The organism is Corynebacterium sp. HMSC072A02 (assembly GCF_001810085.1).
Classification (GTDB): Bacteria; Actinomycetota; Actinomycetes; order Mycobacteriales; family Mycobacteriaceae; genus Corynebacterium; species Corynebacterium hesseae.
The window spans coordinates 1-14,745 of sequence record NZ_KV799810.1 but is presented as its reverse complement, the minus strand read 5'-3'; the positions used below and the strand labels follow the sequence as shown (position 1 = coordinate 14,745).

The 14,745-nt window shown below is 61.1% G+C and carries 12 protein-coding genes and 1 pseudogene; 5 read left to right on the top strand and 8 right to left on the bottom strand.

The features are described from left to right. Nucleotides 1-21: 21 nt before the first annotated feature. From rfbA to HMPREF2698_RS00905, 3 genes are all read left to right on the top strand, one after another. The gene (rfbA, locus tag HMPREF2698_RS00915; RefSeq protein WP_070521249.1) at nucleotides 22-888 is read left to right on the top strand and encodes a glucose-1-phosphate thymidylyltransferase RfbA; all 867 of its coding nucleotides are present in this window, start codon (nucleotides 22-24) and stop codon (nucleotides 886-888) included. Between the two features lie 176 nt (nucleotides 889-1,064). Beyond that, nucleotides 1,065-1,934 (top strand): DsbA family protein, encoded by an 870-nt coding sequence (locus HMPREF2698_RS00910; protein WP_167595521.1) that lies wholly within the window; start codon nucleotides 1,065-1,067, stop codon nucleotides 1,932-1,934. Between the two features lie 81 nt (nucleotides 1,935-2,015). Then, nucleotides 2,016-2,810, top strand: a complete 795-nt coding sequence (locus tag HMPREF2698_RS00905; RefSeq protein ID WP_070521252.1) for a cytochrome c biogenesis CcdA family protein — start codon at nucleotides 2,016-2,018, stop codon at nucleotides 2,808-2,810. Nucleotides 2,811-2,838: 28 nt separating this feature from the next. Here HMPREF2698_RS00905 and HMPREF2698_RS00900 read toward each other — a convergent pair whose 3' ends face one another. From HMPREF2698_RS00900 to HMPREF2698_RS00890, 3 genes are all read right to left on the bottom strand, one after another. Then, nucleotides 2,839-3,474, bottom strand: a complete 636-nt coding sequence (locus tag HMPREF2698_RS00900) for an MBL fold metallo-hydrolase (protein WP_070521255.1) — start codon at nucleotides 3,472-3,474, stop codon at nucleotides 2,839-2,841. After that, nucleotides 3,475-4,626, bottom strand: a complete 1,152-nt coding sequence (locus HMPREF2698_RS00895; protein ID WP_070561513.1) for an S-(hydroxymethyl)mycothiol dehydrogenase — start codon at nucleotides 4,624-4,626, stop codon at nucleotides 3,475-3,477. It abuts the gene before it with no gap. Nucleotides 4,627-4,692: 66 nt separating this feature from the next. Then, a complete protein-coding gene (locus HMPREF2698_RS00890) occupies nucleotides 4,693-5,508 on the bottom strand; it encodes a GDSL-type esterase/lipase family protein (RefSeq protein WP_070561511.1) in 816 nt (271 codons plus the stop codon). Between the two features lie 169 nt (nucleotides 5,509-5,677). On the opposite strand from HMPREF2698_RS00890, the gene HMPREF2698_RS00885 reads away from it, so the two are divergent. Beyond that, nucleotides 5,678-7,336: an acyl-CoA synthetase gene (locus tag HMPREF2698_RS00885; RefSeq protein ID WP_070561509.1), complete on the top strand. Its 1,659-nt coding sequence runs from the start codon at nucleotides 5,678-5,680 to the stop codon at nucleotides 7,334-7,336. Between the two features lie 149 nt (nucleotides 7,337-7,485). Here the strand turns inward: HMPREF2698_RS00885 and nagE are convergent, their stop codons facing one another. The 4 genes from nagE to HMPREF2698_RS00865 form a co-directional block, all read right to left on the bottom strand. Next, nucleotides 7,486-9,609: an N-acetylglucosamine-specific PTS transporter subunit IIBC gene (nagE, locus tag HMPREF2698_RS00880; protein WP_070561507.1), complete on the bottom strand. Its 2,124-nt coding sequence runs from the start codon at nucleotides 9,607-9,609 to the stop codon at nucleotides 7,486-7,488. A gap of 42 nt (nucleotides 9,610-9,651) precedes the next feature. Further along, entirely contained in the window at nucleotides 9,652-10,431 is a 780-nt protein-coding gene (gene nagB / locus HMPREF2698_RS00875; protein WP_070561505.1) for a glucosamine-6-phosphate deaminase, read from the bottom strand. A gap of 19 nt (nucleotides 10,432-10,450) precedes the next feature. Next, nucleotides 10,451-11,608 carry an N-acetylglucosamine-6-phosphate deacetylase gene (locus HMPREF2698_RS00870; protein ID WP_070561503.1) on the bottom strand — a complete coding sequence of 386 codons (1,158 nt, stop codon included), beginning with the start codon at nucleotides 11,606-11,608 and terminating at the stop codon, nucleotides 10,451-10,453. A gap of 177 nt (nucleotides 11,609-11,785) precedes the next feature. Continuing rightward, complete coding sequence (locus HMPREF2698_RS00865) at nucleotides 11,786-12,664, bottom strand: alpha/beta hydrolase family protein (RefSeq protein ID WP_046647862.1); 879 nt, start codon at nucleotides 12,662-12,664, stop codon at nucleotides 11,786-11,788. Between the two features lie 246 nt (nucleotides 12,665-12,910). Here HMPREF2698_RS00865 and HMPREF2698_RS00860 point away from each other — a divergent pair, with 246 nt between their 5' ends. Beyond that, a complete protein-coding gene (locus HMPREF2698_RS00860) occupies nucleotides 12,911-14,149 on the top strand; it encodes an MFS transporter (protein WP_046647863.1) in 1,239 nt (412 codons plus the stop codon). Between the two features lie 125 nt (nucleotides 14,150-14,274). Here HMPREF2698_RS00860 and HMPREF2698_RS12780 read toward each other — a convergent pair. Continuing rightward, nucleotides 14,275-14,715: pseudogene (locus tag HMPREF2698_RS12780) on the bottom strand (transposase); the annotation flags it as partial. Nucleotides 14,716-14,745 lie beyond the last annotated feature (30 nt).

Sequence of the window (14,745 nt, the reverse complement as noted above, 5' to 3'; positions counted from 1 at the left end):
CCTCCGTTAAGCTTAAAGCCCATGAAGGGCATCATTCTCGCAGGCGGTTCTGGGACCCGCCTCTACCCCATCACCAAGGGCATCTCGAAGCAGCTCATGCCCATCTATGACAAGCCGATGGTCTACTATCCCTTGACCACCCTGATCCAGGCCGGCATACGCGAGATCCTCATCATCACCACCCCAGAAGACCAGGCCGCCTTCCAACGCTTGCTTGGCGATGGCTCCCAGCTCGGCCTCATGCTGCACTATGCGGTGCAGCCGCGCCCCGAAGGCTTGGCCCAGGCCTTCCTCATCGCCGAAGACTTCATCGCCGAGGATGACGTGGCCCTTGTCCTGGGTGACAACATCTTTGACGGCCACGGCTTTTCCACCGCGCTGAACGAATGTCACCGCCCAGACGGCGGCATCATCTTTGCCTACGAGGTCTCCGATCCGCAGCGCTATGGCGTTGTGGACTTTGATGACTCCGGTCAAGCCCTGTCCATCGAGGAAAAGCCCGCCGCGCCCAAGTCCAACCACGCTGTGGTGGGCTTGTACTTCTATGACAATTCCGTGGTGGAGATTGCCAAGTCCATCACGCCCAGCGCGCGCGGGGAACTAGAGATCACCGCCGTCAACGAGGAGTACCTGCGCCGCGGGCGGCTGCGCGTCAAGCGCATGCAGCGCGGTGATGTCTGGCTGGATACCGGCACGGTGGACTCCATGAGTGAGGCTTCGGCCTACGTCGAGGTGATGCAGAAGCGTACTGGAACCGTCATTGGTTCGCCGGAGGTTGCAGCCTTTGCGGAAGGCTTCATCGATGCCGCGGCACTCACCGAGCTGGCAGAGCCCCTCCTGAAGTCCGGCTATGGCCGTTATCTTCTTGCGGCTGCCCAAGAGGGCTGAGACCGAGGTACATATCGATCAAATAAGGTCCGAAAACCAACGGGATCTGAGGCCTTATTTGATCGATCCGTACGTGTTTAAGCCTCCCCTCCTTGTGTCAGGACGTCCTTAAGCATCCCCGCCCTGTATCAGGAGCCGCCTCACCCAAACGGTCCTAGACGCGTTAAGGTAATCGCATGCCTAGTTCATCCTCCCAGTCCACCAATGGACCAAAGAAGTCAGCGCTATCCACCATCAGCCCCGTGGCATGGGGATTGTTGGTGATCGTTGTTATCTTGGCCGTCATCATTGGCTTCCTGCTTGCAGAGCGCACCTCTTCCGGCGATGAAAGCACTCCCGCAGCGCAGGAGACCGCAACGAGCACGGCGACAGCCGAAGACCTGGCGAAAGATGCCGCCAAGGCCACGCCCGGCACGAAGTTCTCCGATGGGAAGGGTGACCCGATGATGTTCGGGCCCGGCGGTGACACCATGTCTAGGGATATCACGGTGGTACACCGCAAAAAGGAGAACGATCCTTTCGCCGTGGGTGCGGTGGATGCGCCCGTGGTGATTTCGGAGTTCTCCGATTTCGAGTGCCCGTTCTGCTCCCGCCACGCCAATGTCACCGAGCCGGATATCCTTAAGAAGTACGTGGAAAAGGGCCTGGTACGCATCGAGTGGAATGACTACCCTGTAAACGGCCCCGCCGCCATCGAGGCCGCCAAGGCTGGGCGCGCGGCCGCGGCGCAGGGTAAGTTCCAGGAGTTCAAGCACGAGCTCTATGCCGCCAGCAAGGACATCAGTGGCCACCCGGAATTCGGCATCGAGGACTTCATGAAGTTTGCCAAGAAGGCGGGCGTTGCGGACCTGGATAAGTTCCGCCAGCAGGCCACGGATGATACCTACACTGAGGTCGTTGAAACGGCCACCCGCTATGCCTCCCAGATCGGCATTACGGGCACCCCGGCCTTCGTGGTGGGAGATCAGTTCGTTGGTGGCGCGCAGCCGCCCGAGGCTTTTGAGAAGATCATCCAAGAGCAGCTGGGAAAGGCGGCCAATGCCTAAACCACCGCTGATCGTGTGGGTCTTCATCGCGCTGGTTATCTTGACCGCCTTATTGGGCGGTTATGCAGTGGGGGTGAGCCTGTGAGCATCGGAATCTTCGGCGCCGTCATCGCCGGCGTGCTGACCTTGATCAGCCCCTGTTCAGCGCTGTTGGTGCCAGCCTTCTTTGCCTATGCCTTCGATTCGCAGCGCCAGCTGCTGTTCAAGACTTTGGTCTTCTTTTTGGGTCTGTGTACCACGCTCGTGCCCATCGGCATGGGCTTGGCCGCGGTGCTGGCGCAGTATCGTAGCCAAGTCATCACGGTGGCGGGCTGGATCATCATTGCGCTGGGAATCTTTACCGCCCTGGGCGGTGGCTTCCGCATCCCCGGCATGGATGCCCTGTCCGGCAAAGCACGGGGCAAAGTGTTTCTGCTCGGCGCGGTTTATGGCTTCGCCGGCTTTTGCGCGGGCCCACTCCTGGGCGCTGTCCTCACCACGGCCGCTGCGTCGGGAAGCGCGCTCTACGGCGGGCTCATCATGGTGGCTTATGCCGCGGGCATGGCCGCGCCGCTCTTTGTGCTGGCTGCGCTGTGGGAGCGCCTCGATGTGGGTTCGTGGTCGTGGCTTCGCGGACGCGAAGTCACTCTGGGCCCCGTGCGCACGAATACCCTCTCCCTCGTATCGGGCGCATTCTTCGTGCTCATCGGCGTGCTGTTTATCTTGAGCTACGGCAGTGCAACACTACCCGCAGTCTTAAGCACGGATGCGCAGTTCGCGGTGCAAGAAAAAGCCCGCGCCTTCAGCGCGGGCGTGGCGGATGCGTGGGTCTGGTTCGGACTTTCACTCGCCGCCACGGTGGTGGCAGGAGTAAAGGCCGCCCGCACGCCGGCCTAGAGCTAAGCTCTAGGCCAAGGTTTAAGAGTTAGTAACCGCGCGCGACGTACTCATCGATGCGCGCTGCCTCAGCGCCAATGGTGGTCTCATCGCCGTGGCCCGGCAGGACGCGGGTCTCCGGCGGGAGGTTCAGCACGCGATTGCGCAGGGACTCGATGATGACGTCGAAGTCGGAGTACTTGCGGCCGGTGGCGCCGGGCCCGCCGTTGAAGAGAGTATCGCCCGACAGAAGCGTGGCCTCGTCCGCAATGTAGAGCACCACGCATCCCGGCGAGTGGCCCGGCGTGTGGAAGACCACGAAGTCGCTATCGCCCACGGTAAAGAGCTGGTTATCCTCCAGCGGAACGAAGGTCGCGTCCTCGTGCGTTTCCTCCCACAGGGGGCGGTCATCCGGGTGCAAGTAGATGGACACATCGAAGTGCTCAGCCACCTGGGGAGCGAGCTCGCAGTGGTCGTTGTGCGCGTGGGTGAGAATAACTCCCTTGACCGTGCGCTGGCCCACCTCTTCGATGACGCGCTCCGCGTCGTGGGAAGGATCGATGATGTAGCACTCGGCGTCGCTAGTCGCGCTACCTGCGGCCAGGATGTAGACGTTATTGTCCACGTCCCACTCGCCGCCGTCGAGGCGGAACTTTCCTGAAGTTACAAACTGTTCAATGATCATTTACAGCTCCACTACGGATCGAAGTACCTTGCCGGCCTTCATGGTAGCGAAGGCCTCTTCCACGTCGTCGAGACCAATGCGCTCGGTCACGAAGTCCTTGAGCGGGAAGCGGCCCTGCAAGGAGAGGTCGACGTACATGGGGAAGTCACGCTCCGGCAGGCAATCGCCATACCAGGAGGACTTGAGTGAACCGCCGCGGCCGAAGAAGTCAATGGCCGGGACGTCGAAGCGGCTGGTGAGGTTCGGCACGCCCACCATGACCATGCGGCCGGCCAGGTCGCGGGAGTAGAAGGCCTGGCGGGTGGTAACGGGAATGCCCACGGCGTCAATGGCCACGTCGGTGCCGAAGCCCTCGGTGAGCTCGCGGACGGCCTCGATGACCTCTTCTTCGGACTTGTCCTTCGCCGCAACCGTGTGGGTAGCGCCGAACTTCTTAGCCAGCTCCAGCTTGTCCGGGTCCAGGTCCACGGCGATGACCTTGGAGGCACCAGCCAACGCCGCGCCGGCGATAGCCGCCATGCCCACGCCACCGCAGCCGAAAACCGCGACAGACTCGCCGCGCTTAACGTCCGCGGTATTAACAGCAGCGCCCAAACCGGCCATCACACCACAGCCCAGCAGGCCCGCGGCCGCCGGGTCTGCCTCCGGGTTAACCTTGGTGCATTGGCCTTCGTGGACCAGGGTCTTCTCCGCAAAGGAACCGATGCCGAGCGCTGGGGTGAGCTCGGTGCCGGCGTCCTTATCTCCATCCGCGAGCGTCATCTTCGCGGAGGCGTTGTGGGTATTGAAGCAGTACTTCGGCTCACCCTTCTTACAAGCGCGGCACTCGCCGCACACCGCGCGCCAGTTCAGGACCACAAAGTCACCAACCTCGACGTGGGTGACGGCATCGCCCACGCGCTCGACGACGCCCGCCGCCTCATGCCCGAGCAAGAACGGGAAGGCATCCTCGATATCACCATCGCGGTAAGCCAGGTCCGTGTGGCAGACGCCGCAGGCCTGAATCTTGACCACGACATCGCGCTCGCCTGGAGCGGGCACGACGATGTTGACGGTCTCGACGGGCTCGCCCTTGGCGCGCGCAATCACGCCGCGGACAACCTCCGAGCCTTGCTGAGAGTTATTTTCATTTAGATTTTCATTAACAGTCATGTCCGCGAGGGTACGCGAAAGGCCCAGGCAATGTAGCCCGGGCCTAAAAGTCAGAAGAACGCGCTTCTAGAAGCTCGCGAGGTGGTTGGCCACAAACTCGTGACCGCGCGCATTAATGTGCAGCGGCAGGTTGCCCGGCCCCGCAGAGAAGTCCACCAGACCCGCCCACAGGCGCTTGTCGGCGTCGGCACACATGCCACGATCCCAGGTCATCGGCTTCATGTCCACGAACTCGGTTCCGGTAGCGCGCGCCAGATCCACCTGCATCCACTGCGCGACGTTTTCATAGCGCTGCACCATCGGCAGCGCCGTGGCGTCGGCCGGCTTCGGACCAAAGTGGAGGAGGCAGTAGCGGTCGCCCGAGCCGATGGTCGGGTAACCGACAATCTGGATGCGAGCGTTGGGGGCCGCCGCGCGGATCTTGTGGATCAGCGGCGCGTTGGCACCGACCCAGCGGGCACGCAGGTCACCGTCGGAAAGCCCGGCGTTGTTGTACGTGTCATTGAAACCGCTGGAGAAGAGCACGCGCTGCGTATCCCCGCTGAGCGCGCCGCGGCGAATAGCATCGTCGATCTGCGCGTTCACCTGCGGGCCCTGAGACATGGACACAGCACCGGAGCAGGAGAAATCCGCCACCGGCATACCCAGCTTGGCGGCGGTGCGCTTGGCGTAGTTATTGCCAGACGGGCAGTTCAGGCTCGGGTTGCGCTGAGAAGAGCCCACCCGAGAGGCCAGGTAGGTATCAAGTTGCGGATCCGCCAGCACGGAATCACCAAAGGCGACGAGGTTTCGCTCGCCGGCAACTGCCTGCGGAGCTTGGGACAGGCCTACCGCCACGAGGAGGGAGGCGCAGAGAGCAGCGATGCGCTGAGTAGACTTCACGTGACTAATGTCCTTCCGAAAGAGTATGTTCTAGACCGAAACCATAATAGACTACGCTAGCGGTTGCAGCTTATGTAACAATAGCAACACCTGTAACAGGTTGTCGTTTTGATTATGGCGAGTCCGCCGTCTCCGTAACCTCTTTTCCCCTCCTTTCGATGAGAACCTTATGAAGCTTTCTGATGTAACCTTCCACGCCGCCGCCCTCGCGCGCTTTATCCCTTCGCTCTTCCGCGCGGGCCTCATTAGCCCGGCCGGCGGCCCGCGGGCGGTGGCCCTGACCGCGCCGGTTCTGGCACGCTACCGCTTCACCACCGCCCGCGAGGTGGAGCAGGCCTACCTGACCTGCCCGGAACGCCTGGCGCTTATCGACGATGACGGGGCCCTCACCTACCGCCAGCTGCGCGAAGAATCCCAGACCTTCGCGCGCTGGTTGCTCTCCCTGGGCCTCGACGAGATCCGCCTTGGCGTCATGGCTCGCAATGGGCGGGGCATTATCACCCCGCTGGCTGCCAAGGGCTATGCGGGGGCACACATCTTTTTGCTCAACGTCGGTTCCTCCCCCGAGCAGCTTGCCGGGTGCATTGAGGAAAACCGCATCAACGTGCTCGTTATCGATGATGAATTCATCGACCGCCTCGACAGCTCTAGCACCATTGCTGGCCTGCACGTGGTGATTGGCCACGAGTCCGGTAAAGAGATCCCTACCGAGCTGGCGCAAGCGGCAACGCTGCGCAAGATCGTGGAGAATCCGCGGGACGTCGAGAAGCACAAGCTTCCCACTTGGCCCAAGCACGGGCATATCGTGCTGATGTCCTCCGGCACCACGGGCATCCCCAAGGGAATCATGCGCCCGGAACCGACGCTGCCGGTGGTGGTTGCGTCCATCGTGGATGCGGTGCCGTGGCGCGGGGACCAGAAGGTGCAGATGACCGCCTCCATCTTCCACACGTGGGGCTGGGCCTGCCTCAACATCGCGTTGGGCCTGCGCAATACCATCGTCACCCGCCGCGTCTTTGACCCGGCGGCCGCACTGGATGATATCCAGCGCTACCAGCTCGATGGTCTGCTTTCCTCCCCCGTCTTCTTCCGCCAGATGGTTGAGGTTGACCCGGATTCGGCCTTCGATACCTCGAGCCTGAAGTTCATTGCCTCCGCCGGGCATGCGCTCACCCCGGAGATCGTCAAGGAAACCCACGAGCGCTTCGGCCCGATTCTCTGCAATGTCTATGGCTCCACGGAGCTGGCGCTGGCATCGACGGCCAGCATGGAAGAGGTGGCCAAGGATCCCACCATCGGCGGCAAGATTGCCTCCGGCACAAAGCTGCGCATCCTCGATGAGGAAGGCAACGAGGTTCCCCGCGGTGAGGTCGGTGAGATTTACCTGACCAACTCCACCGCGCTCATTGGCTATACCAACCCCAAGATCCCGCTCAACAAGGTCGATGGCCTCATCTCCATCGGGGACTTGGGTTATATCGACCCCGAGGGCTACCTGCATGTGGTGGGCCGCGCGGATGACATGATCATTGTCGGCGGCGAGAACGTGCACCCGCAGTCGGTGACGGAGGTGCTCGAGGCCATGCCGGGCATCGCGGAGGTGCATGCCGGCGGCGTGGAGGATGAAACCACCTTCCAGCGCATCGCCGTGTGGGCGGTGACTACGCGGGACGCCCTCGGCAACGCCGTGACTGCCGACGCCATCCGCGCCTGGGTCCGCGAGAACCTCGCCGACCACTCCGTGCCGCGCGATGTCCACTTCCTGGACAAGCTGCCGCGCAATGCCACGGGCAAGGTGGTGCCGCGCCTGCTGCACGGCACCGACTAGCCCACGTCTTTACTCCAGATTTCCCGGCTGAAATAGGGCCCTCCGAGCCACAACTGCCCGAGTTGCCAAAACCTTCGCTCCTCACCGCAGGGAGCAACGTTGTTTTGGCAACTCGGGCAGTTTCTGTGTCTGGGATTTAATCCAGCCGGCTAGCTGCTGCGTTTGACGGTTGCAGCAACCTCGCCTGGCTGGGTATGACCCTCGCGAGCGATGTCGACTCCGGCGACCTGCTTGGCCGTCGGGCACACCACCGGGGTAATGAGGTTGACGCCGCGCTCGCGCAGCTTCTGCGCCTCCACCGCGATGATCGGTGTGCCGGCGGTGACTGTATCGCCCTTCTTGGCCAGGGCCGTGAAGCCTTCGCCCTTGAGCTCCACCGTGTCGATGCCGATGTGAATGAGCAGGTCCAGCCCATCCGCGGTCTTCATGCCGAAGGCGTGGCGCGTCTTGAAGACCATGGTGATGGTGCCGTCGACCGGGGCGCAGACGTCGAAGGCATCGACGGCATCAGGCATCACAGCGAAGCCTTCGCCCACCATGCCCTGCGCAAAGGACGCATCCGGGACCTGGGAGAGCGCGACGACGTCACCGGCGAACGGGGCACGCACATCCACGTCAACGGCATCACCGCTGATGCTCTGAGCGGAAGCGGCGCTGGCTCCAGCACCTGCGGCGCTCGCAGCACCCGCCGTGGCGAGGACCGGAGAACCGTGGCGCAGCTGGTGGCTGACCTCGTCATACATGAATTGCACGGCCGGGCCCACGATGACCTGGACGCTCTTCTCGGAGGGGTGGATGACGCCGGAGACGGCGGCGCGTTTGATCACGGAGTCGTCGACAAGCGCGCGCTCCTTCACGCCCACGCGCAGGCGCGTGGTGCAGTAGTCCAGTGAGTCAATGTTGTCCTTGCCGCCGAGGCCCTCGATGATGCGCGCGGCATCACGAGCAGTCTTGTCATCGCCGGTAGCGGAATCCTCCATGGGGTCTGCTACCGCATCATCCTCACCGCGGCCCGGGGTCTTGAGGTTGAGCCAGCCGATAAGGAAGTAGAAGATGACGAAGTACAGGGCGAAGAAGCCCACACCCATGACCAGCAGCATGTACCACTTGTTAGCCAGCGGGTTCTGCGAGGAGAGCAACATGTCCACGAAACCGGCCGAGAAACCGAAGCCGGCGGTCCACTCCATAGTGGAAGCGATGAAGACGGACAGGCCCATAAGCAACGCGTGCACCACGTAGAGCAGCGGGGCAACGAACATGAAGGAGAACTCCAGCGGCTCAGTCACGCCGGTGAAGAAGGAGGCCAAAGCACCTGCGGCCATCAGGGAACCAACGACCTTGCGCTTGCTCTTATCCGCTCGCAGGTACATGGCAAGTGCCGCGCCCGGCAGGCCGAACATCATGACCGGGAAGAAGCCCGCCTGGTAGCGGCCGACGACGCCCTCGACCGTGCACTGGCCGTTGGCCCAAATGCCCGGGCAGTCAGCTGCGGAGGTGGCGGCCGCGGCTGCCTCGATGGTCTTCTGACCGGCCTGGAAGTTGCCGATGTCATTGATACCGATGACATCGAACCAGAAGACGGAGTTCAGCGCGTGGTGCAGGCCGGTCGGGATGAGCAGGCGGTTAGCCACGCCGTAGATGCCGGCGCCCGCCGCACCCAGGCCCTGGATGGAGGTACCGAAGTTGAAGAGCGCGTTGTAGATGAACGGCCACACGAAGTAGAGGATGCCGGAAATCACCATGGCGATGATCGCGGTGAGGATCGGCACGAGGCGCCGGCCAGAGAAGAAGGCCAAGAAGTCCGGCAGCTTGGTGCCGTGGAAGCGGTTATAAACCCAGGCCGCCATGATACCGGCGAGGATGCCGAAGAGGACGTTGCCGCCGCCCACGGCGTTCCAGCCTTCCGAGGCCCACTGCAGGGCCTCATCACCAGTCAGCGCGGTGGGATCTTCGATGCCTCGGTAGCCGGCCACGGCCTCCGGGCCGAGCAGTTTCATAAACGTGGCGAAGGCCAGGAAGCCAGAGAGTGCCGCGGCACCGTTGGAATCCTTGGCCAGGCCGAAGGCAATGGCGATGGCGAAGATCCAGCCCAGGTTGGCCAGGACCGCGTCGCCGGAGCTGATCAGCAGCTGGGCAGCGAGATTATCCGGGCCAGCCGCGCTGGAGATCCAGTAGCCAACACCACTGAGGATCGCCGCGACGGGCAGTACCGCCACAGCGCCCATGAGGGCTTTTCCGAGCCGCTGCAGCGGCCCCATGACATCGACTTTCATGCGAGGAGTCCTTTCACACTAGTAAGGAATTAGATGGAGTTTTTAGGAGAAGAGTGGGCGGTGCGGACGGTGCTTGTCCGCGAAAACGTAGTACTCGCGGTCCTCCAGCTGGGAGGCGGCGGCTTCATCGAGGATCACCGTGGCGCGCTGGTGCCACTGCAGGATCGACGCGGGGCAGTGCGCGGAGAGCGGGCCTTCCACCATGGCGTGGACCGCGCTGGCCTTGTTGCTGCCAGTGGCCAACAAGAGCAGGTGGCGGGCCTCACTGATGGTGCCCAATCCTTGAGTCAGCACGTGGCGCGGGACCTCGTCTTCGTTGTCGAAGAAGCGGGCATTATCCTGCACGGTTTGCGGGTGCAGCGTCTTGATGCGGGTGCGCGATTGCAGGGAGCTCGACGGCTCGTTGAAGCCAACGTGCCCGTTGGCCCCGATGCCCAGCAGCTGGATGTCCACGCCGCCGGCATCACGGATGGCTTTGTCATAGTTGGCCGCGGCGGTGGCGGGGTCATCGGAGTCACCAGCGGGACTTTTTACCAGGTCATCATCGAAATCCACGTGGCTGGTGAATTCGCGGCGAATGGTGGAATAGTAGGACTGCTCGTGGGTACGCTCCAGCCCGATGTATTCATCAAGCAGGAATGCGCGGCTGCGGGCAAAGCTCACCTCGCCGCGCTCATGGCGCGTAATGAGCTCCTTGTACATCGCTACCGGGGTCGATCCTGTGGCCAGGCCCAAGGTGGCGCCGGCGTTGGCGTAGTGCGCGAAGATGTCAGCGGCCTCCACGGCCACTTCGGCCGGCGTGGAGCGGATGAGGATTTCCATGAGATGCCTTCCTGTGTGTTTAAGAGAGTGGGATGTCCGCGCCGTCGACGATGACGCGCACCGGTTGGTAGTGAGAGTTAAGGCCAACCAGGTTGGCGCGCGCGCCAACCGCGATTCGGCCTAGATTCGCTTCCCCCAGCACATCCGCGGCTGTAGTGGAGGTAAAACGAACTGCTTCCCCGAGGCCGTGGCGCTCGGCGAAGCTGGCGAATTGCTGGGACAATGTAGAGGTGCCGCCCGCGATAGCACCGCTGGGCACGCGCGCGACTCCCCCGCTCACGGTGACAGGCAGCGAACCCAGCTCATAGTCACCGTCGGCCATGCCGGCCGCCGCCATGGCATCAGTGATGGCGAAGGCGCAGTGACTGTGAGCCATGTCCACGGCGCCGTCAACAAGATGCACACCATCTGCGATGAGCTCGACGGACACATCCCCCGCCTTCGCTGCGGTGAGCAAAGCCGCTACCGGGCCCGGCGCGCGGTGGTGAATAGAAGGCATGCCATTAAAGAGGTGCGTTCCAGTCACGGTCAGGCCGAGCTCCTTAGCCTTGGCGATAACGCTCAGCGTGGTGTCATAATCGGCCTCGGTGTGGCCCAGGCTGGCGATGATGCCATGCTCCGCGCAGACGTCGAGCAGCTTGTCGACGTTCTCCGTTTCCGGCGCGAAGGTAATCGAACGCAGGTGGCCGCGGGCCGCGGCGATGACCGCGCGGAAGAAGTCCGGGTCACCGGGCACGATGCGCGAGGGGTCCTGTGCGCCGCATTTGGCCGCAGCGATGAAGGGGCCCTCCATGTGGATTCCGGCGATCTCGCCTTCTTCAGCCAGCTGGGCTAAAAGCTCCGCCCGGGCGCAGAGTTCTTCTTGCGTGCCGGAGACCAAGCTGGCCAGCAGTGTCGTTGTGCCGTGCGCGCGGTGGAAGCGGGCGGCGGCTAGGCACTGCTCGTAGTCGCCGTTGGGGAATCCCCCGCCGTTGCCGCCGTGGTTGTGTAGGTCCACGAAGCCGGGCACCCACAGCAACGCATCCGAGTCCCCGGCGCGCCAGGCAGCCTCGGCTTGGGGGACGTCGCCAAGCACTATGCCCTCAATACTCTCCCCGAACGTGACGGCCCCAGCGCGCAGCTCGAAGTTTTCATCAATATAGAGGCCCTCGACGTGGCCTTTCTCCTTTGTCTGCATGGTTCATTCGGTCCCGCTTGTACGGGCTGACGTGGCGCAGCCCGGTTGACAATTCACTTGAAATTTATCAGGGCTACCAATTTTTGTGAACCACACTTCCTCCGAAGGGGGTGTGTGAGCGCAGATGGCTTTTAGCGCGTTAGGTGCACCGCGCGGAATGTCGAAAGGCCCGGCGAGCTACCAGCCACGGGTGACCACTCGGTCCCAAAGCGCGTTGCTCGCTAGCTCACCGGCGCCCGCTGGTGAGGTGCCAACGAACACATCTCTCGCATCAGGATCATCAGCAAGAATGTAGCGGAACCACGCGGTGGCGTAACTGTCCCCGAACTCTAGAACGTCCTTGTGGTCCGCGCCCAGGCGGCGGGCAATGATTGCCGGACCACCAGCTGATTCAAAGTTCTCCTGCAAGTCTGACCACGGACTAACAAGCCAGCGGTCCGAACGGCCATCGCTCGTCATCAGGAATAGCGGTTCCTCTACGTCAGCCGTGTTGTAGTCCCAGTCATTGGACTGTGCCACTTTGTGGGAGGCCGGGCTCGCCGCATACACAGCTGCTACCTCCGTGTGGGCCGCAGCGTTGATGGCACCCGCACCACCCTGTGAGTGGCCAAAAATGCCGACTCGTGATCGGTCCGCACGAGAATCCAGTTCCGGCAAGCGCTCAATCAAGTGCACGACATTCTCTCCTGTACCTGTGTGGGGAGTCTCATCGCCGACAACCACGAAGCCCCAACTAGCCAGGTGCTCCGCCACGGGCAGGTAGCTGCTCAACGGCGTGTTCGTGCCATTAGCCATGACCGCCGCCGGAAACGGTCCCGCGCCTGTCGGTGCCGCGATGGTCACGTCGCCATCACGCCGCACGTCGACCTCGTGCGGCCCCTCGCCCGCAAACGACGCTTCCAGCGGGCCACCTGTCTCAGCGCTATATCCGGCAGCCACGCCGTCATCACCGGTCACGCTGTCTGCGTCCACCCACTGCATGAATCCCACAAACCCTACAAACGCCACCACAATCACGGCCACCACGGCAATCATGCCAACCACAAGCTTTTTCATGCTCTGTATTGTGTTTCGCACGAGAGCGAAGGTCACTAGCGCTAGCACTACTTTTTCCTGTACACAGTGCAAGAGCTGCCTCCGCTACGCCCTTGAAATGAGAGACTCACATCATTACCTTGTTGTATGTAATCGTCATCACATATGGGAGAAATAATGCTTACCTCCGAAACGCTTTCCGAAGTAGTCACAGTAGGAGGTTCAGGTCCGTTCAGCGGCCAGGGCAACGAAACAGTTGCAGCCTAAATGCATCCCCCTAGAAACAGTGGTGACGAAGGACTTTCATCTATCTACACCTTGACCGCCACATATTTTTTATTGTCAGTGTGCGGGTCAATGACCAGCCTCTCGATTTCACTCCACTTCGCCGAACTCAACAAAGGCGAACTGTTGGTGGCAAGCATCTTCATCTCGGGTACTTGCGCTCAAGTTTTTGCAGTCCCCTTTCTGGCCCCACTCTTCAACAAATTCAACAGCTATCACATTGCGCTTGCTGCACTCTTCTTAGATCTTCTGGGCCTGTTATCAATGGCAGCCTATCCAGAGCCATTGATCCTCATTGTCGGAAATCTCGTCACCGCATGCTTAAGCGGACTGTCAATTCCATCCATTTTCACCATCGCTGACTCTCAGGTCGGCGAAGGACAGCAGGCGAAAGCCTTCTCCCTCTTGGACACAGCCCGACTTGGCAGTGGATTCCTTGGACCACCTCTAGGTGGATTACTACTGGACCAAAGAAACCTGCAGACAGCGCTCTTCGTTGAAGCTTGCGCCGTTGGAGTCTCGCTACTTGCTTTTTATTTCCTTTATAAATCCTCGCCCCCGAAAACACTGCTTCATTCAGAAACCAAAGATTCTTCACCGAGTTTTCTCCAGAAGGTCCTCGAAGCACCTTCCCTTTTGCTGAAGAATAGAAGCGCTCGGTCCGCGTTAACCAGCATTTGGGGAGCAATTATCTGCACCTCGATTTTCAACGTTTCGCTTGTCTTCTATGCGACACAGACCCTCCACGTCAGCGGTACGTTATATGCCATCATTGCCCAAGCATTTATCGTGGGCCGCATCTTTGGCGCACGGCTTTCAGCTCGCCTTCACTCACAGAACGCTGGGAAAGTCCTGGCCGGGGCAGGATTCGCTATGGGGTGTTTCATAGCTTTACCTGGACTATTTCCCTCATTGTGGCTCTGCATCCCATGTTTCCTCCTGGGCGGAGTCTGCAATGCTGCTCAGGTGGCCGCACTACGCATAATCGTTGTCGGATCCGTACCTGATGAAGTGAAACCCAAAGCCCTTTCTACGATGGGTTCAATTAACAGCTCCGCAATGCTTATTGGATACATCATCGGGGCACCTGTTGTAAGTGCCATCGGCCCAGCTGCGGCCCTTGTCGTATCAGGGTTTGGCACCTCTATCCTCACTCTGGGGCCAATTCTGAAGACCACCATGTACGGTGCCTCCGGTGACCAAGACTACGACAACAAATAGCATTCAATTCTGTAGTAAATCTACTGTCAGATGCGAGTTTTTGGTACCGGTGTGTTCAGAAGACTGAAATGGTAGCGGTGTGGTGAGGGGCCTGACCCCCGGAAAGTAGACACGTCGGGGGTTAGCTATGCTGCTTGGGTCAGTGTAGCTGATGTGAGTGCTTCGAAGTCATCGGGGGCTAGAAGATTGCACCAGGAGTGTCGTCTACGGGTGTTGTAGCGCATGCACCATCGGAAGACTTCTTGGCGGCAGCTGATGGGATTGTCAAAGACTTTCCTATCTCGCAGAACTTCACGCTTTAGGGTGGCGTTAAATGATTCTGCCAGGGCATTATCGGCACTCGTTCCCACTGCTCCCATGGATTGGCGTACACCAAGCTTGGCGCAGTGGTCCCTAAATGCCTGTGAGGTGTACACACTGCCATGATCGGAATGGAAAATTGCCCCTTTAAGGCTTCCTCGGACTTTTCTGGCATGAGATAAAGCTTCGATAACCAGCGATACCCGCATGTGGTCAGCGAGTGCATGGCCGACGAGTTTGCGCGAGTAGACGTCGATGACCGTTGAAGCGTCCTGGGTTTAGTTCCGCTTCTTTTA